This window comes from Leisingera caerulea DSM 24564 (assembly GCF_000473325.1).
Taxonomy (GTDB): domain Bacteria; phylum Pseudomonadota; class Alphaproteobacteria; order Rhodobacterales; family Rhodobacteraceae; genus Leisingera; species Leisingera caerulea.
Map to the genome: position 1 here is coordinate 1,390,416 of NZ_KI421513.1, position 22,530 is coordinate 1,412,945.

Sequence of the window (22,530 nt, forward strand, 5' to 3'; positions counted from 1 at the left end):
GTAACTTCAGGTATCCATATGACCTTCTTTCGTGCGGCCGTTTGCGCCGCACTTTTTCTGGCGGCTTTTGCGCGCGCTTTGGCAGCCGAAGACGTCACCCTTTCTTCGCCGGACGGCGCGGTTGAAATCACCGGCACGCTGCTGGGGTTCGACGGCGAATTTTACCGGGTGCAGACCCAGTTCGGCGAACTGACCGTCGATGGCTCCGGCGTGGACTGCGAGGGGCCGGGCTGCCCCAGCCTGTCCGGCTTTGTCGCGGAGATCACCCTGGCGGGGTCCTCTACCATGTCCGAGGTGCTTCTGCCCGCGCTGATCGAAGGCTTTGCGCTGCGCAACGGCTATCAGACCCGCCGCGAACCGCTGCCGCAGGGCAACTTCAGCCATGTGCTGCTGCGCGGCCAGCAGCCGGCAGCAAGGTTCACCTTCACCGCCAGCAATACCGATGCCGGTTTTGCCGCGCTGGTTGCGGACGAGGCCGATGTGGCGATGGCGCTGCGGGAAATCCGCCCGCTGGAACGCACCGCCGCCCGCGCGGCGGGCCTGGGCGATCTGACCGGGCCGGGCCGCAGCCGGGTTCTGGCGCTGGACGCCTTTGTACCGGTGGTGGCGCCCGGCAATCCGGTGCGGGAGATTTCCCTGCCGCAACTGGCGGGCGTCTTGTCTGGCCGGATCTCCAACTGGCAAGAGCTTGGCGGGCCTGACGCGCCGGTTTCCCTGCATATGCCGGTGTCCGGCTCCGGGCTGGCGCAAGCCGTGGAGGATAAGCTGATGGCGCCCTTTGGCGCCGGGTTCTCGCCGCAGATCCGCCGCCACGACCGCAGCAGCACATTGGTGCGCCAGGTTCTGGTGGACCCCTTCGCCATCGGCATTGCCAGCTATGCAGAGAAGGGGGCAGCGCGGATGCTGACGCTGACGGGGCCTTGCGGGTTTTCCCTGCAGGCCAGCCGCAGGGCGGTGAAGACTGAGGATTACCCGCTGACGGTGCCTATGTTTCTTTACCTGCCCGCCCGCCGCCTGCCCAAGGTGGCGCGGGATTTCCTGACCTATGTTCGCGGTCCCGCAGCGCAGGCGGTGATCCGCCGGGCGGGGTTCGTGGATCAGGCGCCGGAGCTGATCCCGATCAGCCGCCAGGGCAGCCGCTTTGCCAATGCAATTCTGGCCGCGGAAGGAAAGCCGGGGCTGGAGGAGCTGCAGCGGCTGGTCGCGGTGCTGGGCGGGATGCGGCGGCTGACGGCCTCCTTCCGGTTCGAACCCGGCTCAGCCCGGCCCGATGCACAGTCCCGCAGCAACGTTGAGCAGCTGGCCCGGGCGCTGGAAGCTGGAGAGTTTGATGCGAAAGAGCTTGTTTTTGCCGGTTTTTCCGATGGTGTCGGCCCTGCGGAGGGCAACCGGCAAATCGCGCTGAAACGCGCGGGCGCAGTGCGGGATGCGGTGGTCAAGGCAGCGGAGACCGCAGATATCAGCCGGGTTCAGATCCGCACCGAGGGGTTTGGCGAGGCGCTGCCGATGGCGTGTGATGACAGCGCCTGGGGCCGCCAGATCAACCGCCGGGTCGAGGTCTGGGTGCGTTAGGGACGGCAGCGCCGGAAGCGCTCCCGCGCGTTTGGCAAGGCATCACAGATGCCCTGCAAACCCTTGGGCCGGGCATCGCGCTGGCGCGCGCTGCGGCAGCGCTAGAGGAGCCCTTGGGCGCGGAAGCTGAGTTCGGTGGATTTGCCGATGATCAGGTGGTCGTGCAAAGTGATGCCAAGCGCGGTGAGGGCCGTCTGGATCTGGTCGGTCATGGTGATGTCACTGTCCGAGGGTGTGGGATCTCCGGAAGGGTGATTGTGCACTAAAATCAAGGCGCTGGCGTTCAGCTCAAGGGCGCGTTTGGCGACCTCCCGAGGGTAGACGGGGACGTGGTCCACGGTGCCGCGGGCCTGTTCCTCGTCGGCGACCAGAACGTTCTTGCGATCCAGAAACAGGATGCGGATCTGCTCCGTCTCGCGGTGGGCCATGGTGGTGTGGCAATAGTCCAGAAGCGCGTCCCAGCTGGAGATTACCTGCCGCTGGATGACCCTGGCGCGGGCCATGCGGTGGGCTGCGGCCTCCAGCACTTTGAAGTCGGTGATGACGGCCTCGCCGATGCCTTTGACGGAGGCCAGACGCTCCGGGGAGGCTGTCACGACTCGGTTGAAATCCCCAAACGTATCAAGCAGTTGCCGGGCCAGCGGTTTCACGTCCCGGCGCGGGATGGAGCGGAACAGGATCAGCTCCAGCAGCTCATAATCGGGCATCGCCGCGGCGCCGCCCTGCATGAACCGTGCACGAAGCCGGGTGCGGTGGTCCTTGATGTAGGAGGGCAGGCGGCCCGGAGCGGCAGGCGCCGCAGGCGCATCGCCGCTGCCGGGGAACAGCGGCAGGGAGACGTCCTCAAATGCGGGGTTCTTTGCCATGCTGCCATGGTGCCGCCATCATGGTTGAGGAAGTGTTAACTTGCGCCGCGATGCGGCGGCGGAAAGGGGGTGACAGGCGTGCACCCTCTGTACACCCCCTGTGCACCGCCGCAGTGCAGCGTGACTGAATTCTGACGTGCTGGGACGCAAAAAGAAAAAGCGCCCCGTCCGGGGCGCTTTCGTTGGCTGCTCAATCGGGCGTGGCCCGAAGTGCGGGGCTCAGCCTTTCATGCCGTCCCAGAAGCTTTTCACAGACGAGAAGAAGCTGCGGGATTCCGGGTTGGTGTTGTCCTCGGACATTTCCTCGAATTCGCGCAGCAGCTCCCGCTGGCGCGCGGTCAGGTTGACCGGTGTTTCCACCGCCAGTTCGATGAACATGTCGCCGGTGGCGCCGCCGCGCAGGGCTGGCATGCCCTTGCCGCGCAGGCGCATCTGGCGGCCCGACTGGCTGCCCTCGGGGATCTGCACCCGGCCGCGGCCGCCGTCGATGGTCGGCACCTCGATGGAGCCGCCAAGCGCTGCCTTGGCCATGCTGACCGGAACCCGGCAATAAAGGTTGTTGCCGTCGCGTTCGAACAGGCTGTGGGGGCCAACCTCGACAAAGATGTAGAGATCGCCCGGAGGGCCGCCGCGCAGGCCGGCTTCGCCTTCGCCTGCCAGGCGGATGCGTGTGCCGGTTTCCACACCTGCCGGAATATTAACCGACAGCGAGCGGTCCTTTTCGACCCGGCCGTGGCCGTGGCAGGATTTGCACGGATTCTTGATGATCTGACCCAGGCCAGAACAGGTCGGGCAGGTGCGTTCGACCGTGAAGAAGCCTTGCTGCGCGCGGACCTTGCCCATGCCGGAGCAGGTGGGGCAGTTGGTCGGCTCGACCCCGCCTTCGGCGCCGGTGCCCTCGCAGGACGAGCAGGCCACCGACGTCGGCACCTTGATGGTCTTGTGCAGGCCGGAAAAGGCCTCTTCGAGCGAGACCCGCAGGTTGTAGCGCAGGTCCGCGCCGCGGGTGGCACGCTGCCGCCCGCCGCCGCCGCGCTGGCCACCCATGAAGTCGCCGAACAGATCGTCGAACACATCCGAGAAGGCGGAGGAGAAGTCGCCTCCGCCAAAGCCCTGGCCTTGGCCGCCGCGCTGGCCGCCGCCCATGCCGTTTTCAAAGGCCGCATGGCCAAAGCGGTCATAGGCCGCCTTTTTTTCGGCGTCCTTCAGGACATCATAGGCCTCGTTGGCCTCTTTGAACTGCGCCTCGGCGTCCGGATTGTCCTTGTTCCGGTCGGGATGCAGTTCCTTGGCCTTCTTGCGGAAGCCCTTTTTGATTTCGTCTGCGGAGGCGCCTTTGGCCACCCCGAGAACGTCGTAATAGTCGCGTTTTGACATCGGTTACCCCATCTGCCTCAACGAAATTGGGCCGGTCCGGGGTTCGGACCGGCCCGCCTTGGCCTGAGTGGTCAGGCGTTAGCGCTTGTCGTCGTCCAGGTCTTCGAATTCCGCGTCAACGATGTCGTCATCGCCCGGGCTTGCTGCGGCGTCATCCGCTGCAGCGGGCTCTTCCTCAGCTTCTTCGGCTTGCGCCTTGTAGATCGCCTCGCCCAGCTTCATCGCGGCCTCGGTGACGTTCTGGATGCCGGACTTGATTTTCTCGGCGGTCGATTTCTCGTTCTCCAGATCGTCCTTCAGCGCAGCAACGGCCAGTTCGATCACTTCGACGGTCGACGGGTCGACCTTGTCGCCGTGCTCTTCCACCGATTTCTCGGTCGAGTGGATCAGCGATTCGGCCTGGTTCTTGGCTTCGATCAGCTCGCGGCGTTCCTTGTCCGCCTCGGCGTTCTCCTCGGCGTCCTTGACCATCTTTTCGATGTCGTCGTCCGACAGGCCGCCCGATGCCTGGATGGTGATCTGCTGTTCCTTGCCGGTCGCCTTGTCCTTGGCGCCGACCGACACGATGCCGTTGGCGTCGATGTCGAAGGTCACTTCGATCTGCGGCATGCCGCGCGGTGCCGGCGGAATTTCCTCGAGGTTGAACTGGCCGAGCATCTTGTTGTCGGCAGCCATTTCACGCTCACCCTGGAACACGCGGATGGTCACGGCGTTCTGGTTGTCTTCCGCGGTCGAGAACACCTGCGACTTCTTGGTCGGGATGGTGGTGTTGCGGTCGATCAGGCGGGTGAAGACACCGCCCAGGGTTTCGATGCCCAGCGACAGCGGGGTCACGTCGAGCAGCACCACGTCCTTGACGTCGCCCTGCAGAACACCGGCCTGGATGGCGGCGCCCATGGCAACCACTTCATCCGGGTTCACGCCCTTGTGCGGCTCCTTGCCGAAGAACTTGGTCACCTCTTCGATGACTTTCGGCATCCGGGTCATGCCGCCGACCAGAACCACCTCGTCCACGTCGGAGGCGGAGAGGCCTGCGTCCTTAAGAGCCGCCTTGCACGGATCCATCGAGCGCTTGATCAGGTCGGAAACCAGGCTTTCCAGCTTGGCGCGGGTCAGCTTCATCACCATGTGCAGCGGCTGGCCCGAGGACGGGTCCATCGAGATGAACGGCTGGTTGATCTCGGTCTGCGAGGTGGAGGACAGTTCGATCTTGGCTTTTTCAGCGGCCTCTTTCAGGCGCTGCAGGGCCATCTTGTCCTTGGACAGATCGACGCCGTTTTCCTTTTTGAACTGCTCCGCCAGGTAGTTGACGATGCGCATGTCGAAGTCTTCGCCGCCCAGGAAGGTGTCGCCGTTGGTCGACTTCACTTCGAACAGGCCGTCGTCGATTTCCAGGATGGTCACGTCGAAGGTGCCGCCGCCGAGGTCATAGACCGCGATGGTGTGGGTGTTTTCCTTGTCGAGGCCATAGGCCAGCGCAGCCGCGGTCGGCTCGTTGATGATGCGCAGCACTTCGAGGCCCGCGATCTTGCCGGCGTCTTTGGTGGCCTGACGCTGGGCGTCGTTGAAGTAGGCAGGCACGGTGATCACTGCCTGGGTGACTTCCTCGCCCAGGTAGGATTCCGCGGTTTCTTTCATCTTGCCCAGGGTGAAGGCGGAGATTTGCGACGGGGAGTACTTCTCACCCTTTGCTTCGACCCAAGCGTCGCCGTTGCCGCCGTTCACGATGGAGAACGGCACCATTTTCTTGTCTTTTGCGACAGCGGGGTCGTCAAACCGGCGGCCGATCAGACGCTTGACGCCGAAAACGGTGTTGTCGGGGTTGGTCACCGCCTGGCGCTTCGCAGGCTGGCCGACCAGGCGCTCGTCGTCGGTGAAGGCGACAATCGACGGGGTGGTGCGCGCGCCCTCGGCGTTTTCGATCACGCGGGGCTGGGAGCCATCCATGATGGCCACGCAGGAGTTGGTGGTACCCAGGTCAATGCCGATAACTTTGCTCATGTTCGATCCCTTACTTTTACTCAAGGCGATTACCCGAGGCCTGAACCCGTTGCGGCATCCCGGCCCCGATTGAAGTTGCGGTTTGGTCTGCACCTTGCCGCGTCCCGGCGTATATAGGGACGTGAAAACGGCCCTGCAAGCGCTCAGGCGCGCGGCCAAGCGTGAATCAATGCGCTTTTTTGCAGCGGTCTTGGTTAAGGATGGATGAACGGCAATGACCCTGCTGCGCGTGCGCGGATTCGATATCCACAAGGGCTGTTTGGAGCCCGCCCGCCAGGCGGCGCTGATCGAGGCTCTGCGGCCGGTGCTGAAGGCAGCGCCCCTGTTTTCGCCCAAGGTGCCGGGCGGCGGGCAGATGTCGGTGCGGATGACCTCGGCCGGGCAGTTCGGCTGGTACTCTGATGCCTCCGGCTACCGCTATGCCGAAGCGCACCCGTCGGGACGGCCCTGGCCCGCGATCCCGGAGCCGGTGCTGGAGATCTGGCGGCAGCTGACCGGGCTGGAACGCGAGCCGGAATGCTGCCTGCTGAACTATTACGGCGAGGGGGCCCGGATGGGGCTGCATCAGGATAAGGATGAGGCGGATTTCTCTTTCCCCGTGGTGTCCATTTCTTTGGGTGATGACGGGCTGTTCCGGATCGGCAACCGGACCCGTGGCGGCAAGACAGAGTCTGTCTGGCTGAACTCCGGCGATGCGGTTGTGATGGGCGGCGAGGCGCGGCTGATGTATCACGGGGTGGACAGGATCCGGTTCAAATCCTCCCGCCTGCTGCCCAAGGGCGGGCGGATTAACCTGACTTTGAGGGTGGTGACCTGACGCCGGCCGGGCGCAAAAGCTTTCCGCAAAACTTTTGCAAAGACTTTTTCAGTGAAAGTCTTGGGGCGGAACGCAGGTCAGGGAGCCAGCGAGCAGCAGCCGGACTGCAAGGCGGGTGCATCCAGCTGCAAGAGGTCAACCGACAACCCGAAGGAGCGGCCGGACATGCCATCGCTGCAGGCCGAACGGCGGATCACCGCGGCGGTGCCGCCTTCAAGGGGCAGCAGATAATGACCGCCATGGTTTCGCGATGTGAGCACCCGCCCTGCGTTGAGCCGGGTGTGGCCGCCGGGTGTGGCGTAAACCGCCGCATCCTCCTGAGTAATATTCAGGGTCCAAAACGGTTCGGTTCCAAAGCAGCTGAAACGGCGGGGCAGTTCCAGACCATCCTCTGCGGCCGCCCGTGTCAGGTAGCGAAGGGCGGCCCAGCCTGACCGCTCGCCGCTGTTCACTAGGCCCCATTTGCCGCTGCCATCCGCTGCCACGACCTCAACCCCGGCTTGGTCCGGCGCCAGAGTGCCGATGATCTCAGCACTGGCAGACGGGGCGCTGCGGATATTCAGCACATCATCCGCCGCCACGCCGGCAACGCTGTAGAGCGCCGGAAACTCCTGTGCCGCGCCCGGCAGGGCCGCACAGGCGAGCCAAAGCAGGGCAGCACCCAGATAAGGCCTCACCGGCGCGCGCTCCAGCTGAGCGAGACGTTCCGCCGCGTGTAGAACTCGCCCATCAGGCCGATCACGATCAGGATCAGCGCCACCCAGGCCGCATACTGCCAGGAGCTGAAATGGGGGTTGTAGTTAATGAACACAAAGCCGCGGGACTGGTCGATGCAGTGAAACAGCGGGTTCCAGTCGAACATCGCCAGCATGAAGCTGGGCAGCGTGTTAGCCAGAAACATCTTGCCCGAAGCGATCATGTTGGCGCGCTGGTAGATCATCGTCAGGATACTGACAAAGCCGGGCGCCCAGGGTTTCAGCACCAGGAACACCAGCCCCACCGCCGCCCCGGTGATCCAGGCCAGCAGAACCATGCCGAAAGCCGCCGCCGGTTCCTCGATGTGGAGGGGGGTAAAGGCGACGTGATAGACGAACAGGATGATGAAAAGCGAAAGCACCTGGATATAAAGCGCACCGATGGCCGCCGACAGAATGGCCACCATCGTGTTCATCGGGGCGTGCTGCATCATCGGGCTGCTTGGGCCTTCGGCGCCGGCAACGGCGCTGACGGTTTTGGTGTGCACCATGAACAGAAAGATGCCGGACATCACATACAGCAGGAAATCGCCGCGGATGGCAGAGCCGCGCAGACCGAGCAGCGCAAACATCACGTAAAAGGCGGCCACAAAGAGAACCGCCTGCAGAATATTCAGGCCAAGCGCCGCAAACGCATTGTTATGCTTGGACCGGACGCTGCGCACGACAGAGTGGAAGACGACCTCTGTGAGGGCGACAAAACCGGAGATCCTGGATTGCTGCGTGCGCTGCTGAAACATGAGACCTGTATTCTCTGCTCGAATCCGATGCGGCTGCTTGCCGTTCTGCTGTCTGCGCATCATAAGAGGCGATAGGCAAATTTTCAATTAAACCCGACAGGGAGGTCCGCGTGACATATGAAGACCTGGTGCCCGTGATCCGCCGCCTGGCCATCGAGGCCGGCGCAAAGATCATGGAGATCTACAACTCCGACGATTTCGGCGTGAAGGTGAAATCCGATGAGAGCCCGGTAACCGAAGCGGATGAAGCGGCGGACGCGCTGATTTCGGCAGGCCTGCGGGCGGCTTTTCCGGACATGATGCTGGTCACCGAGGAGCAGGCGGCCTCGCACAGCGCGCGCGGCGACACCTTCCTGATCGTCGACCCGCTGGACGGCACCAAGGAATTCATCCACCGCCGCGGCGATTTCACCGTCAATATCGCGCTGGTGGAAAAGGGCGTGCCGACCCGCGGCGTGGTCTATGCGCCGGCCAAGGAGCGGATGTTCTTTACCCTGGCGGATGGCAGCGCGGTTGAGGAAACCGGCGCCTTCGATCCCGAAACCATCGGGGAGACCCGCCCGATCCGGGTTGCCGGCAGCGACAACTCCGCGCTGATGGTTGTGGCCTCGAAATCGCACCGGGATCAGGCAACCGACGATTACATCGGCAAGTACAGCGTCAAGGACATGAAGAGCGCGGGTTCCTCGCTCAAGTTCTGCCTGGTGGCCACCGGCGAGGCGGATCTGTACCCGCGCGTCGGCCGCACCATGGAGTGGGACACCGCCGCCGGTCACGCGGTGCTGGCGGGTGCAGGCGGCAAAGTGGTGCGTTTTGACGATCATTCCCCGCTTATTTACGGTAAAGAGGGCTATGCGAACCCGTTCTTCATCGCCTATGCACCAGCTGTGGAACTGAAGAAAGCCTGATGTCTGTCCTGATTGTCATCCCCGCCCGCTACGCCTCGACCCGTTACCCCGGCAAGCCTTTGGTGCCGCTGACCGGGGCGACCGGTGAACAGCGCACCCTGGTGGAGCGCTCCTGGCGGGCGGCCTGTTCGGTTCAGGGCGCGGACCGGGTGGTGGTGGCGACGGACGACGACCGCATCAAGGACGCAGCTGAGGCATTCGGCGCCGAGGTGGTGATGACCTCGCCGGAGTGCGCCAACGGCACGGAACGCTGCGCCGAGGCGCATGCGGCGCTGGGCGGCGGCTATGAGATCGTGGTGAACCTGCAGGGCGATGCGCCGCTGACCCCGCATTGGTTTGTCGAGGATCTGATCGCCGGCTTGCGCGATGCGCCCGGCATGGGGCTGGCGACGCCGGTTCTGCGCTGCAATGGCGAGACGCTGAACAGCCTGCTGGCGGACCGCAAGGCGGGCCGGGTCGGCGGCACCACAGCGGTGTTTGCCGAAGACCGCAGCGCGCTCTATTTCTCAAAAGAGGTGGTGCCCTATTGCGGCGAAACCTATGGCGCTGGCGAAAACACGCCGGTCTATCATCATGTCGGCGTCTATGCCTACCGTCCGGACGCGCTGGCAGCGTATCCTGGGTGGCGGACCGGCCCGCTGGAGGGCCTGGAAGGATTGGAGCAGCTGCGGTTCCTGGAAAACGGGCGCAAGGTGCTGTGTGTTGAGGTGGACGCGCGCGGGCGGGAGTTCTGGGAGCTGAACAACCCTGAGGACGTGCCGCGCCTGGAGGCTATGATGAAGAAAATGGGGCACGAGTGACTGGATTATGGTAATGAGAAACAGATGGGGCGAGCGGCTGCTGCAAAGCGGCGGCCGGGAATTGCGGCGGGCAGCTGCTTTGAAATTTGTTGGAGAACAACCGGCATGATGCGCGCAGGCTCCGCGCGCGGCATGCGCCAGAGCCAGCCGCCGACCCGGTGATTTTAGTACAGTGAGAACGTCATGCGCAAAAAAGTAACTAAGGCAATTTTTCCGGTTGCAGGCTTGGGGACGCGGTTCCTGCCGGCAACAAAGTCCGTTCCAAAGGAAATCATGACGCTGGTTGACCGGCCGCTGGTGCAATACGCCATCGACGAGGCGCGCGCTGCCGGCATCAAGGAATTCATCTTTGTCACGTCGCGCGGCAAGGGCGCGCTGGAAGATTATTTCGACCATTCGCCGGTTCTGGAGCAAGAGCTGCGCAAGAAGGGCAAGGATGACCTTCTGGAGATCCTGAAGGGCACCGACATGGAATCCGGCGCGATTGCCTATATCCGCCAGCACAAGGCGCTGGGCCTGGGCCATGCGGTCTGGTGCGCCCGCCGGCTGATCGCCAACGAACCCTTTGCGGTGATCCTGCCGGATGACGTGATCGCAGCGGAAAAGCCCTGTCTGCAGCAGATGGTCGAAGCCTACGAGGAAACCGGCGGCAACATGGTTGCCGCGATGGAGGTTCCGCCGGAGAAGACCTCTTCCTACGGTGTGCTCGACGTGAAAGAGGACATGGGCCAGGTGGTTGCCGCCAACGGCATGGTGGAAAAGCCCAAGATGGAAGAGGCCCCGTCGAATCTGGCGGTCATCGGCCGTTACATCCTGGCGCCGTCGGTTCTGAAAAACCTCAACAAGATGAAGCAGGGCGCCGGCGGCGAGATCCAGCTGACCGACGCCATTGCCGAGGACATTGCCAAGGACGTGCCGGTTTACGGCTACCGCTTCCGCGGCCAGCGGTTTGACTGCGGCTCCAAGGCGGGCTTCCTGCAGGCGACCGTCGCCTTTGCGCTGGCGCGCGATGAGCTGCGGGACGACCTTATGAGCTACATCACCGAAATCGCGCAGGTCGGAAAGGCCGCGCAGTAACCACTCTGGCCGCCCTTCCGGGGCGGCCCAGCATGGGGCAGAGACAGTGACAAATATCCTTGTGACCGGCGGTGCCGGATACATCGGCTCGCATGCCTGCAAGGCGCTCAAGGCGGCGGGCTATACTCCTGTAACCTACGACAACCTGGTGACCGGCTGGCAGGATGCGGTCAAGTTCGGCCCGTTCGAGAAGGGCGACCTGAACGACCGCGCCCGGCTGGATGAGGTGTTTGCGAAATACCAGCCGGCCGCGGTGATGCATTTCGCGGCGCTGAGCCAGGTGGGCGAGGCGATGAGCGAGCCGGGCCGCTACTGGGCCAACAACACCGGCGGGTCGCTGAATCTGGTCGAGGCTGCCGTGGCGGCGGGCTGCCTGGACTTTGTGTTCTCCTCGACCTGCGCCACCTATGGCGAGCATGACAATGTCGTGCTGGACGAAAACACTCCGCAGCTGCCGCTGAACGCCTATGGCGCTTCCAAGCGCGCGGTGGAGGATATCCTCAAGGATTTCGGCGCTGCGCATGGGCTGCGGTCGGTGATCTTCCGCTATTTCAACGTTGCGGGTGCGGACCCTGAGGCCGAGGTGGGCGAGTTCCACCGCCCCGAGACCCATCTGGTGCCGCTGGTTCTGGATGCGATTGCGGGCAAGCGCGATGCGCTGACCATCTTCGGCACCGACTACGATACGCCGGACGGCACCTGCATCCGCGATTACGTGCATGTCTGCGACTTGGTGGATGCGCATGTGCTGGGCCTGAAGTGGCTGGAAGACGGCAACGGCAGCCAGGTTTTCAACCTGGGCACGGGTTCGGGCTTTTCGGTGCGCGAAGTGATGGACAAGGCTGAGGCCGTGACCGGGCAGAAAGTTCCCTGCAACACCGGACCGCGCCGGGCCGGCGATTGCACCAAGCTGGTGTCGGGCTCGACCCGCGCGGTCACTGATCTGGGCTGGGAGCCGCGGCGTTCCTCCTTGGAAACCATGATCGCCGATGCCTGGAAATGGCACAAGACGGGCCATTACGAGGCCTGAGCATGACCGGCCCCGCCGCCCCTGATCTGCCTCCGCTGGGCCTGACCGGGGCCTACCGGATGCGGTGGAAAAGGCGGCGGATGCTGTGGCGGGCCTTGCGGGCCCGCCGCCAGATGACCAGGCTGGCGGACCGCACCGGGCAGATCCCCCAAGAGGGGGTCCTCGTCTTTACCGTCCTGCGCAATGAGATCACCCGGCTGCCCTTTTTCCTTGAGCACTACCGGCGCCTGGGCGCGGTGCACTTCCTGGCCGTCGACAACGGCAGTGATGACGGCAGCGCTGAGTTTCTTGCGGATCAGCCTGACGTGTCCCTGTGGCGCGCTGCCGGCAGCTACCGGAACACGCGCTTCGGCCTCGACTGGCTGGGCTGGCTGCTGATCCGCTACGGCCACGGGCGCTGGTGCCTGACAGTCGATGCGGATGAGCTGCTGGTCTATTCCGGCATGGAGGCGCACGGGCTGGGCGCCCTGGCGCAGCGGCTGGAGCAGCAGGGGCGCACGGGGTTTGGCGCGCTGATGCTGGACCTTTACCCCAGGGGGCCGCTGGGCACGCAAGGCTATGTGCCGGGGCAGGATCCGTGCGAGGTGCTGCAGTGGTTTGACACCGGACCTTACCGCGCGGCGCGGCAGCAGCCGATGGGCAACCTTTGGGTGCAGGGCGGCGCCCGCGAAAGAGTATTCTTTCCGGACCAGCCGGAGCGGTCGCCGACGCTGAACAAGCTGCCACTGGTGCGCTGGAACCGGCGCTATGCCTATATCAACAGTACCCATTCGCTGCTGCCGCCGCGGCTGAATGCGCAGTACGGCGGGCCGGGCGGCACGGCGCCGTCCGGGGTGCTGCTGCATACGAAATTCCTGCCGGAAATTGTTTCCAGATCGGCAACGGAAAAGCAGCGGCAGCAGCACTTCCATGCGCCGCAGCAATTTGATGCCTATTACGACCGGATCGCGCAAGCGCCGGATCTGTGGCACCAGGGATCTGTCCGCTACCGCGGCCCGGATCAGCTGGCGGAACTGGGCCTGATGTCACCGCTTGCCTGGTGACGCGCGTGTCTGGCGCGGGGTGTTGCAGCCGCGCCGTGCGCCCGCGTAACCGTTTCTAAATCCGTTGTTAATACCATATGCCCGTGACATATTGCGCGGAAACTTGCCGAAGGTACGGGGCGGCTTGGGCAGGCCGGCGCACCCCTTGGATAATGGTTTGGAGTAGACGTGGGGCTTTGGGATTCTTACCGGATGCGGTTGCGGCGCAAACGGCGGCTGGTCCGCGCCGTGCGCAAGTCCGGTGAGCTGACGCCCCTGCAGGACAACACCCGGAAGATCCAGCCGGACGATATCCTGCTGGTTTGCACCATGCGCAATGAGCAGATCCGGCTGCCCTATTTCCTGCAGTACTACCGCGGTATGGGCATCAATCATTTCCTGTTTGTGGACAATGGCTCTACCGATGGGACGGCGGATTACCTGCGCGGGATGGAGGATGTTTCGCTGTGGCACACCACGGCAAGCTACAAGCGCGCGGGCTTTGGCATCGATTGGATGAACTGCCTGAAACGCAAATACGCGCACGGGCACTGGGTGCTGGTGGTCGACCCGGATGAGTTCTTCATCTACCCGTTCTGCGACACACGGCCGATCCGGGCGCTGACCGACTGGCTGGACAATTCGGCGATCCGCAGCTTCTCGGCGATGCTGCTGGATGTCTATCCCAAGGGCCGGATTGATGAGGTGCCTTATCAGGCGGGGCAGAACCCGCTGGAGATCGCCCATTGGTTCGACAGCGGCAATTACACGATCAGCCGCAATCCGGAATACGGCAACCTGTGGATCCAGGGCGGGCCGCGGGCGCGGGTGTTCTTTGCCGATCAGCCCGGACAGGCGCCGGCGTTGAACAAGATCCCGCTGGTCAAATGGCACCGGCGCTATGCCTATGCCAGCTCAACCCATGCGCTGCTGCCGCGCGGGCTGAACCAGGTCTATGAAACGGACGGCGGCGAAAAGGCCAGCGGCGCGCTCTTGCACACCAAGTTCCTCGACACTTTCACCGCCAAGGCGCAGGAGGAGCTGGAGCGGGGCCAGCATTATGCCGGATCGGTGGAGTACAAGGCCTATGCCGGCAAGATGGCGGAGCAGCCGGAGCTGTGGTGCAAATGGAGCGAGAAATACATCAACTGGCGCCAGCTTGAGATCCTGGGGCTGATGTCCAAGGGGAATTGGGCATGAGCACGGTCGGCATTGTCATGCTGGTCCACACCGCGCTGGAGCGCGCGGAGCAGGTGGCCCGGCACTGGACCGCAAGCGGCTGCCCGGTGGTCTTGCATGTGGACAGCAAGGTGGACCGCCAGGTGTTCCGACGCTTCCAGGAGGCGCTGGAGGGCAATCCGCTGATCCGCTTTTGCACCCGCCACCGCTGTGAATGGGGCACCTGGGGCATTGTCGCCGCCTCGCAAGCCGCATCCGGGGTGATGCTGGCGGAGTTCCCCGGCGTGCGCCATGTCTACCTTGCGTCGGGCTCCTGCCTGCCGCTGCGCCCGGTGCAGGAGCTGATCGACTATCTGGCGGCCCGCCCGCAGACTGATTTCATCGAAAGCGCCACCACTGCGGACGTGCCTTGGATTGTCGGCGGCCTCAGCCATGAGCGGTTCACGCTGCGGTTCCCGTTTTCGTGGAAACGGCACCGCTATCTGTTCGACCGCTATGTGGAGCTGCAGCGCAAGCTGCGTATCGAACGGCGGATTCCGCCCGGGCTGGTGCCGCATATGGGCAGCCAGTGGTGGTGCCTGACCCGGCAGACCCTGTCGGCAATCCTCAAGGACCCGGACCGCCCGGCCTATGACGCCTACTTCCGCAAAGTCTGGATCCCGGACGAAAGCTACTTCCAGACGCTGGCGCGGCAGTACTCCAGCAACATCGAGAGCCGCTCGCTGACGCTCAGCAAGTTCGATTTCCAGGGCAAGCCGCATATTTTCTATGACGATCACCTGCAGCTGCTGCGCCGGTCCGACTGCTTTGTCGCGCGCAAGATCTGGCCGCATGCAGACCGCCTTTACCAGGCCTTCCTGACAGACCCCGCCGGCGCGATGAAACGGACCGAACCGAACCCGGGCAAGATCGACCGGATCTTTGCCAAGGCAGTGGAGCGGCGCACCCGCGGGCGGCCCGGCCTGTACATGCAGAGCCGGTTTCCCGGGCAGGGGTCGGAAAACGGGATCACCTCCAGCCCCTATTCGGTGTTCCAGGGCTTTACCGAACTGTTCGAGGACTTTGAGACCTGGCTGGCCCGGACAACCGGGGCCCGGGTGCACGGGCACATCTTTGCGCCGGAGGGGGCAGAATTCTCTCAGGGCCAGAGCCTGATCAGCGGCTGCCTCAATGGAAATCCGAAAGCGCGCGATTACAACCCGGAGAGCTTTCTCACCACCCTGATCTGGAACACCCGCGGCGAGCGCCAGTGCTTTCAGTTCGGGCCGCGCGACAATCAGGCGGTGAACTGGCTGCTGGCGCGGGATACCAATGCGCAGGTTTCGGTCATCAGCGGGGCCTGGGCGGTGCCGCTGTTCAAATCCAACCGCAGTTTCGCGGAACTGCGGCAGCAGGCGGCGCGGCTTCAGCAGATTGAGGCTGAACAGCTGAAAATCCTGCGCTCGCAATGGACCAAGGCGCGGGTGCGGATCTGGAGCATGGCGGAATTTGCCGAAGCGCCGATGGAGCCGCTGCAGACCATCCTCGGCGAAATCGGCGCGGTCACGGCCCGGCATTTGAGCGAAGCGCCGAAGATGACGGATCTTGATGGCTTTGGCCAGTTCCTGCAGAATTTGAAGAACCAGGGCATGCACCCTTATCTGATGGGGGATTTCCCGGTCGGGCAGACTCCGGTCAGCCTCTCCAAACCGCAGCGCAAACCCTATCTGGTGCGATAATTCCTGATGACCTCTCCCTTGTTTGATTACTTTGTTGTCTTTGCGGAAATGCGGACCGGGTCCAATTTCCTGGAGACCAATCTGAATGCCTTTGACGGGCTCACCTGCCATGGCGAGGCCTTCAACCCGCATTTCATCGGTTATCCGAACACGGATCAGATCCTGGGGGTGACCCAGGCCATGCGCGAGACCGATCCGGCGCGGCTGATCCAGGAGATCAAGGCGCAGCCGGGGGTGCTGGGGGGCTTCCGCTACTTCCATGACCATGATCCGCGGGTGCTGGATGGGATGCTGGAGGATCCGCGCTGCGCCAAGATCGTGCTGACGCGCAATCCGCTGGACAGCTATGTGTCGTGGAAGATCGCCCGGGAGACGGGCCAGTGGAAGCTGACCAATGTGACGCGCCGCAAGGACGCCAAGGCACAGTTTGATGCGGCGGAGTTTGCCGCCCATGTGGAGGTGCTGCAGGCTTTCCAGGTGACGCTGCTGAACAGGCTCCAGGCGCTGGGCCAGACCGCGTTCTATGTGGCCTACGAGGATTTGCAGAGCGTTGAGGTGATGAACGGTCTGGCCCGCTGGCTGGGAGTTTCGCAGCAGCTGGAGGCGCTGGACGGAAGCCTCAAGCGGCAGAACCCGGCGCCGGTGCTGGCCAAGGTGGCCAATCCGGAGGAGATGCAGGCGGCGCTTTCGGGGCTGGACCGGTTCAACCTGACCCGGACCCCGAATTTCGAGCCGCGCCGTGGTCCGGCGGTGCCCGGTTATGTGGCGTGTGCGGTGACGCCGCTTCTCTACCTGCCGCTCAAGGGCGGGCCGGAGGCGGAGGTCGTGCAGTGGATGGCGGGGCTGGACCAGGTCGCTCCGGACGGGCTGATCCGGGGCATGAACCAGAAGCAGCTGCGCCAGTGGAAGCGCGGCAACAAGGGCTTCCGCAGCTTTACCGTGCTGCGCCATCCGGCGGCGCGGGCGCATGCGGTGTTCTGCCGCCGGATCCTGAATGCGGGCGAGGGCAGTTTCCGGCAGATCCGCAACACGCTGCGGCGGCAGTTCGGCCTTGCGGTGCCGGAGGCGGGTCCGGGCGAGGGGTATACCCGTGCGCAGCACAGGGAGGCGTTTGCCGCTTTCCTGCAGTTCGTGCGGGCCAGCCTGGCAGGCCAGACCTCGATCCGGCTGGACGCGGAATGGGCCAGCCAGAGCCAGGCACTGGAGGGGTTTGCGGGTGTCGGCGTTCCGGACCTTCTGATCCGCGAGACGGAGATGGCGGAGGATTTGCCGGCCCTGGCGCGGAAACTGGGGCGGATGGCGCCTGATCCTGTGGCTGCCGCGGTACCGGAGCGCCCGCATGCGCTGGATGATATCTACGACGCGGAGCTGGAGGCGCTGATCGCATCGGTCTATCAGCGCGACTATCTTGCGTTCGGCTTCGGCCCCTGGCGCAAAATCTGATCGGGGGCAGGCGGGGCGCTCCCGCGCCCGCAGGATATTTGCTGCGCAAATACCCTTGGCGGCCTTGGGCCCGGCGCCGCACCCTGTGCGGCGCGGCGTCTGGCGCGGGGGCAGTGCAACTGATGCGAAGGCCCGGTCAAGGACGCTGCCGCATGGGGCGGGGCCGCAGGCCCTGTTCCATGCCCGGCCCAACGGGAAGAGCGCCGCCGGAGGGCGGCCGATGACGGGCGGGAGGGCTTGCGGAAACCGTGCACTGTCAGCCGAAGCCCGCAACGCCGGCGCTGCGGCTGCAGGCGGCCCGGCGGATCAGCGCAAGGACCGGGGGTGTTGAGTTGCGGCGGGGTTCAGGCGGCCTGGACTGACTGATCCTCGGTCAGGATGGTGTAAAGCGTGGCCGGGTCGTGGTTGGCGCGCAGCTTGGTGCAGAAGCTTTGCTCCCGCAGGGTGCGCGACACCAGCGCCAGGGCTTTCAGGTGCTCGACGCCCGCATCCTCCGGCGCAAAAAGGGCAAAGGCGATATCCACCGGCTGGCGGTCAACGGCGCCGAAATCCAGCGGTTTCTCGAGGATCAAAAAGACGCCGCAGACCTCGCTGATGCTGTCGAGCCGGGCGTGCGGCAGGGCGACACCATGGCCGACCCCGGTGGGGCCGAGGCTCTCGCGGTCCAGCAAGGCCTCGACCGTGGACTGGGCGTCCAGCCCATAGGCGGTCTGAGCAATATCTGCGACTTCCTGGAACAACCGCTTCTTGCTTGAGGCCGCACCGATTACCCGGACGGCCTCTGGCTTGAGGATGCTGGAAATCTGCATATGTCTGCTCCGTTCCGGCGCCCCCGCCGGGGCGCCGATGCCTTAGATGTGTTTACGGATCAATCCAGCCGATGTTGCCGTCGTCGCGGCGGTAGACCACATTCAATCCGTCCTTGCCTTCGTTGCGGAAGACCAGAACCGGGGCGCCTGCAAGCTCCATCTGCATCACCGCTTCACCGACCGACAGCGACGGAATGCGGGTTTCCATTTCGGCGACGATGATCGGCTGCAGCGAGTCCGGTTCGGAATCCGCTTCCTCAGAGGCGAGGATATACGAGTTGGCGCCCAAATGTTCAACCGGCTCGCTGCGGTCCTTGTGATGGTCCTTCAGGCGGCGCTTGTAGCGGCGCAGCTGTTTTTCCATTTTCTCGCAGCAGGCCTCGAATGCGGCATAGATCTCCGTCGCATGGGCCTTGGCCTGAGCGCTTAGGCCCGTCGACAGATGGACGGTGGCTTCACACACATATTCATGCGCCGAACGGGAAAAGACCACAGCCGCGTCGGTGGGGCGCTCGGCATATTTTTGCACGGCCGAGCCCAGCTCGTTCTGCACGTGGGTTTGCAGAGCTTCACCGATGTCGATCTGTTTACCGCTGATTTTATAACGCATGTGATCTCCTTCACAAATTATTGCGGCCGGGCCCGCCGCCAAGGCAATCCTTGGCGCTGTCACGTCAGGTCCGGAACCGGGGGGCAGGCCAGCCGTCCGGGTGCATCCATCCGGGCCTTGTTGCCAAGGCGGAAGAGCGGATTGCATCGGACTGCGCGTATGCCATGGGTCAATTCGACGGCAAGACAGCGGGAGAGTCAATGGATATCCCGGAAAAAAGAACCCTGCCTTTCAGGCATATTTTCCGGTTGCCCGCCGCCGGCGCAGCGGCTCAGGAGATGCGGAAATTGTCGCCCAGATAGACCCGGCGGACGTTCTCGTTTTCCACCACTTCCTCGGGGCTGCCGGACATCAGAACCTGGCCGTCGTGCAGGATATAGGCGCGGTCGACGATCTCCAGCGTTTCGCGGACATTGTGATCGGTGATCAGCACGCCGATGCCGCGTTTCTTGAGATCGGCCACCAGGTGGCGGATGTCGCCGACCGAGATCGGATCGACGCCGGCAAAGGGTTCGTCGAGCAGCAGGTACTTGGGATCGGCCGCCAGGCAGCGGGCGATCTCGACACGGCGGCGTTCGCCGCCGGACAGTGCCAGCGCGGGCGCGCGGCGCAGGTGCTCGATCGAAAAGTCCGACAGCAGCTCTTCCAGCCGCTCGCGGCGTTTGTGCTCGTGCTTTTGCGAGATATCCAGAACGGCGGAGATGTTATCCTCCACCGACAGGCCGCGGAAGATCGACATTTCCTGCGGCAGATAGCCGATGCCCAGCCGCGCGCGGCGGTACATCGGCAGGCCGGTCACGTTCTGGCCGTCGATGCTGACGGTGCCCGCTTCGGGGAACACCAGGCCCGCAATGGCGTAGAAGCTGGTGGTCTTGCCGGAGCCGTTCGGGCCCAGCAGCGCCACCACTTCGCCGCGGTTCAGCGACATCGAGACATCCCGGATCACCACCCGCTTGCGGTAGGATTTGCGCAGCTTTTCGATGTGCAGCCCGGAGGAGCCTTCGGTCACGGTCAGGTTGGGTTTCGCCATCAGTTGCTGCCGCCGTTCGGGTTCAGGATGGTCTTGACCCGGCCCGCCATCCGGGCGGTGCCCGAGGTCAGGTTCACCTCCAGGCGGTTCGACGCCAGGGTGCCGCCTTCCTGGTTGAGCAGCACATTGCCGGTCATCACGATGGTGCCCTTGTCGATGGTGTACTCGGCGCGCTCTGCCTCCGCCGCGTCAGGGCCGCTGACCAGCACCACGTTGCCGGTTGCCTCCAGCCGTTCGATGCCGGCCTTGGCGCCGCTGTCGTCCGCAGTTTTATAAATCACCAGGACATTGTCCGCGGACAGCCGCATGATGCCCTGCACAATCAGGACATTGCCGGTGAACTCGGCGGAGCCGTCAGCCTGGTTGACCGCCAGGTTATCGGCAGTGACTTCGACGGGCTGGCTGGGGTCGGCCTTGACCGCGCCAAAGGCGACGGAGGCCGTTTGCGCTGCCGCGAGGCCGGGAAATACCGCCAGCGGCAGGCAGAAAATCAAGGCGCGCAAATAGGACACAGGTTATCTTTCCGGTTGCTGGGGATCATATAGCAGCTTCACGCCGTTTTTGAACAGCATATGGACAGGGCCGCCTTCGGTTTTGACGCCGATGTGCATATTCCCCGCAGTCAGTTCGCCGATTGCGCCGGTGGCGCGGACCGGGCCGGGGCTGTCGGCCTTCAGCCCGCTCAGCGCTGTGTTCAGCTCTTCGGTCTCGACAACAAGCCCGTCCGCGGACGTGATCTGCACGTTGCCAATAAACTGCGCCATATCCCGATCCGGGTGGATGGAGCCGGTTTCGGACGCCAGCGTGATCCGGCCGCCCTGGGCCAGCCGGATGTCGGCAGACAGATCGCTGGCAACCGCCGGCGTGCCGTCGCGGCCGGGACGGGCCAGGGAGGCGGTGACCATGATCTCGTCGCCGCTGGCAGTGGTGCCGGAGAAGAAGGGCGCGGTCACCTGCTGACCTTTCATCCGGTCCTCGATCTCTTTTTGCGCAAAGGGGATCACCGCCTCGGTGTTCACCCCCCGCGAAATCAGGAACAGGGTGGACAACAGAACCAGGGCCGCCAGCGGCAGCAGCACCTTGAGATAGGCAACGGCTCTGGAATGGCTGTCCATTGTCAGTTCCCCCTGGCCTTCAGTCAGCCCAGGCCTGCGCGCAGGCAGTCGTGGATGTGCAGGAGGCCCTCAGCCCTCTGCCCGTTGTCAGGATCGACCACGAACAGGCAGGTGATCTTGCGCTGGTTCATCACCGCAACCGCCTCTTGCGCCATGGCGCCGGGGGCGATGGTTGCGGGGCCTGTGGTCATCACTTCTGCCGCGGTCTTGTTCAGCAGCCCGTCCATGTGGCGGCGCAGGTCGCCGTCGGTGATGATGCCGGCCAGCGAGCCGTCGGCGGCAGCGACACCTGCCACGCCAAAGCCCTTCTGGCTGATCTCGATCAGCGCATCGGCCATCGGGGTGTCGCCGCTGACAAGCGGCAGCGCATCGCCCGCGTGCATCAGGTCGCGCACCTTGCTCAGCTGCGCGCCGAGCTTGCCGCCCGGGTGGAAGTCGCGGAAATTCTCGGGGCGGAAGTCGCGGTGCTTCATCAGCGCAATCGCCAGCGCATCGCCCATCGCCAGGGTCAGCGTTGTGGAGATCGACGGCACCATGCCAAAGCCGCAGGCCTCGCCCAGCGAGGGGATCTGCAGGTGCACATCCGCCTGCTTCATCAGCGTGCTGTCCATCTTGCTGGACAGCCCGATCAGCGGGATCGCAAAGCGGCGGGTGAAGGCCAGCAGGTTGGCCAGCTCCGGCGCCTCGCCGGAGTTGGAGATCGCCAGCACCACATCGCCTTCGGACAGCATCCCCAGATCGCCATGGCTGGCCTCAGCCGGGTGCACGAAATAGGCCGGCGTGCCGGTGGAGGCCAGGGTGGCTGCGATCTTGTGGCCGATATGGCCGGATTTGCCGATGCCGCTGACGATGATGCGGCCCTTGGCCTGCAAAATCAGCTGCACCGCTTCGGCAAATCGCTCATCCAGCCCTTCGGCCAGGGTGTTCAGTGCCTTGGCTTCATCGGTGATCACCTGCCGCGCGGTGACGAGGAATTTTTCGGTATCGGTCATGAGTGGGCAAAGATGTCAATTTCGGGCCAGCCGGCCAGGTCCAGCTTGGCGCGCATGGGAAGGAAATCGAAGCAGGCCTGCGCCATCCCGGTGCGGCCTTCGCGGGCCAGCCGCTTGTCCAGCGCCTCGCGCAGCTTGTGCAGGTGCAACACGTCCGATGCCGCATAGTCGAGCTGCGCTTCGGTCAGCTCTTCCGCGCCCCAATCGCTCATCTGCTGCTGCTTGGAGATGTCGACGCCCAGCAGTTCCTGGGTCAGGTTCTTGAGCCCGTGGCGGTCGGTGTAGGTGCGCACCAGGCGGCTGGCGATCTTGGTGCAATAGACCGGCGCGGCCAGGGCGCCAAAGGCGTGGTACATGGCAGCAATGTCGAACCGGCCGAAGTGGAACAGCTTCAGCACGTTCGGGTCTTCCAGCATCCGGCACAGGTTGGGCGCCTCGGACTGGCCCTTTTCGACCTGCACGATATGCGCATTGCCGTCGCCGCCGGACATCTGGATCACGCAAAGCCGGTCGCGGTGCGGGTTCAGCCCCATGGTCTCGCAGTCGATGGCGACAACGGGACCGAAGTCCAGCCCGTCGGGCAGGTCGTTTTTGTACAGGTGGTTGGCCACTGGAATTCCCTTTTGATGATCATCGCGCCGGCAGGGGCTGGAGAGGAGATAGGCGCTT

Annotated in this window: 22 protein-coding genes; 10 read left to right on the forward strand and 12 right to left on the reverse strand. The window is 64.2% G+C overall.

Translation table 11 applies throughout. The annotated features are described in order from the left end of the window. Positions 1–18 precede the first annotated feature (18 nt). Complete coding sequence (locus CAER_RS0114170) at positions 19–1,572, forward strand: phosphate ABC transporter substrate-binding/OmpA family protein (RefSeq protein WP_027235976.1); 1,554 nt, start codon at positions 19–21, stop codon at positions 1,570–1,572. A gap of 101 nt (positions 1,573–1,673) precedes the next feature. Here the strand turns inward: CAER_RS0114170 and radC are convergent, their stop codons facing one another. The 3 genes from radC to dnaK form a co-directional block, all read right to left on the reverse strand. Further along, complete coding sequence (gene radC / locus CAER_RS0114175; RefSeq protein ID WP_027235977.1) at positions 1,674–2,438, reverse strand: RadC family protein; 765 nt, start codon at positions 2,436–2,438, stop codon at positions 1,674–1,676. Positions 2,439–2,657: 219 nt separating this feature from the next. Further along, on the reverse strand, positions 2,658–3,815 hold the full coding sequence (dnaJ, locus tag CAER_RS0114180; protein WP_027235978.1) for a molecular chaperone DnaJ: 1,158 nt from the start codon (positions 3,813–3,815) through the stop codon (positions 2,658–2,660). 78 nt (positions 3,816–3,893) lie between these two features. Next, positions 3,894–5,816 (reverse strand): molecular chaperone DnaK, encoded by a 1,923-nt coding sequence (gene dnaK, locus CAER_RS0114185; RefSeq protein ID WP_027235979.1) that lies wholly within the window; start codon positions 5,814–5,816, stop codon positions 3,894–3,896. 214 nt (positions 5,817–6,030) lie between these two features. On the opposite strand from dnaK, the gene CAER_RS0114190 reads away from it, so the two are divergent. After that, a complete protein-coding gene (locus CAER_RS0114190; protein ID WP_027235980.1) occupies positions 6,031–6,633 on the forward strand; it encodes an alpha-ketoglutarate-dependent dioxygenase AlkB family protein in 603 nt (200 codons plus the stop codon). A gap of 77 nt (positions 6,634–6,710) precedes the next feature. Here CAER_RS0114190 and CAER_RS0114195 read toward each other — a convergent pair whose 3' ends face one another. Both CAER_RS0114195 and CAER_RS0114200 read right to left on the reverse strand, forming a co-directional pair. Then, positions 6,711–7,310 carry a COG3650 family protein gene (locus CAER_RS0114195; protein WP_027235981.1) on the reverse strand — a complete coding sequence of 200 codons (600 nt, stop codon included), beginning with the start codon at positions 7,308–7,310 and terminating at the stop codon, positions 6,711–6,713. Next, entirely contained in the window at positions 7,307–8,128 is an 822-nt protein-coding gene (locus tag CAER_RS0114200) for an ABC transporter permease (RefSeq protein WP_027235982.1), read from the reverse strand. Before CAER_RS0114200 ends, CAER_RS0114195 begins: the two co-directional genes overlap by 4 nt. Positions 8,129–8,238: 110 nt before the next feature. On the opposite strand from CAER_RS0114200, the gene cysQ reads away from it, so the two are divergent. The 8 genes from cysQ (at position 8,239) to CAER_RS0114240 (ending at position 17,305) form a co-directional block, all read left to right on the forward strand. Further along, complete coding sequence (gene cysQ / locus CAER_RS0114205) at positions 8,239–9,036, forward strand: 3'(2'),5'-bisphosphate nucleotidase CysQ (RefSeq protein WP_027235983.1); 798 nt, start codon at positions 8,239–8,241, stop codon at positions 9,034–9,036. Beyond that, on the forward strand, positions 9,036–9,836 hold the full coding sequence (locus CAER_RS0114210) for a 3-deoxy-manno-octulosonate cytidylyltransferase (protein ID WP_027235984.1): 801 nt from the start codon (positions 9,036–9,038) through the stop codon (positions 9,834–9,836). The genes cysQ and CAER_RS0114210 overlap by 1 nt, the downstream gene beginning before the upstream one ends. Before the next feature lie 183 nt (positions 9,837–10,019). Continuing rightward, entirely contained in the window at positions 10,020–10,913 is an 894-nt protein-coding gene (gene galU / locus CAER_RS0114215) for a UTP--glucose-1-phosphate uridylyltransferase GalU (protein ID WP_027235985.1), read from the forward strand. A 46-nt stretch (positions 10,914–10,959) separates the two neighbouring features. Beyond that, complete coding sequence (gene galE / locus CAER_RS0114220) at positions 10,960–11,943, forward strand: UDP-glucose 4-epimerase GalE (RefSeq protein WP_027235986.1); 984 nt, start codon at positions 10,960–10,962, stop codon at positions 11,941–11,943. 2 nt (positions 11,944–11,945) lie between these two features. Further along, complete coding sequence (locus CAER_RS0114225) at positions 11,946–12,986, forward strand: glycosyltransferase family 2 protein (RefSeq protein ID WP_027235987.1); 1,041 nt, start codon at positions 11,946–11,948, stop codon at positions 12,984–12,986. A gap of 192 nt (positions 12,987–13,178) precedes the next feature. Beyond that, positions 13,179–14,165 (forward strand): glycosyltransferase family 2 protein, encoded by a 987-nt coding sequence (locus CAER_RS0114230; protein WP_027235988.1) that lies wholly within the window; start codon positions 13,179–13,181, stop codon positions 14,163–14,165. Further along, positions 14,162–15,862, forward strand: coding sequence for a DUF5927 domain-containing protein (locus CAER_RS0114235; protein ID WP_027235989.1), 1,701 nt, complete (start codon positions 14,162–14,164; stop codon positions 15,860–15,862). Before CAER_RS0114230 ends, CAER_RS0114235 begins: the two co-directional genes overlap by 4 nt. A gap of 6 nt (positions 15,863–15,868) precedes the next feature. After that, positions 15,869–17,305 (forward strand): nodulation protein NodH, encoded by a 1,437-nt coding sequence (locus CAER_RS0114240; RefSeq protein ID WP_027235990.1) that lies wholly within the window; start codon positions 15,869–15,871, stop codon positions 17,303–17,305. Between the two features lie 344 nt (positions 17,306–17,649). Here the strand turns inward: CAER_RS0114240 and CAER_RS0114245 are convergent, their stop codons facing one another. From CAER_RS0114245 to CAER_RS0114275, 7 genes are all read right to left on the reverse strand, one after another. Next, on the reverse strand, positions 17,650–18,114 hold the full coding sequence (locus CAER_RS0114245; RefSeq protein ID WP_027235991.1) for a PTS sugar transporter subunit IIA: 465 nt from the start codon (positions 18,112–18,114) through the stop codon (positions 17,650–17,652). Between the two features lie 52 nt (positions 18,115–18,166). After that, positions 18,167–18,724: a ribosome hibernation-promoting factor, HPF/YfiA family gene (hpf, locus tag CAER_RS0114250; protein WP_027235992.1), complete on the reverse strand. Its 558-nt coding sequence runs from the start codon at positions 18,722–18,724 to the stop codon at positions 18,167–18,169. Positions 18,725–18,995: 271 nt separating this feature from the next. Next, complete coding sequence (lptB, locus tag CAER_RS0114255; RefSeq protein WP_027235993.1) at positions 18,996–19,754, reverse strand: LPS export ABC transporter ATP-binding protein; 759 nt, start codon at positions 19,752–19,754, stop codon at positions 18,996–18,998. Further along, positions 19,754–20,266 (reverse strand): lipopolysaccharide transport periplasmic protein LptA, encoded by a 513-nt coding sequence (gene lptA / locus CAER_RS0114260; RefSeq protein ID WP_027235994.1) that lies wholly within the window; start codon positions 20,264–20,266, stop codon positions 19,754–19,756. The genes lptB and lptA overlap by 1 nt, the downstream gene beginning before the upstream one ends. A gap of 3 nt (positions 20,267–20,269) precedes the next feature. Beyond that, positions 20,270–20,869: an LPS export ABC transporter periplasmic protein LptC gene (gene lptC, locus CAER_RS0114265; protein WP_027235995.1), complete on the reverse strand. Its 600-nt coding sequence runs from the start codon at positions 20,867–20,869 to the stop codon at positions 20,270–20,272. A 23-nt stretch (positions 20,870–20,892) separates the two neighbouring features. After that, complete coding sequence (locus CAER_RS0114270) at positions 20,893–21,861, reverse strand: KpsF/GutQ family sugar-phosphate isomerase (protein WP_027235996.1); 969 nt, start codon at positions 21,859–21,861, stop codon at positions 20,893–20,895. Then, complete coding sequence (locus CAER_RS0114275) at positions 21,858–22,472, reverse strand: ribonuclease D (protein ID WP_027235997.1); 615 nt, start codon at positions 22,470–22,472, stop codon at positions 21,858–21,860. The genes CAER_RS0114270 and CAER_RS0114275 overlap by 4 nt, the downstream gene beginning before the upstream one ends. Positions 22,473–22,530: the final 58 nt, after the last annotated feature.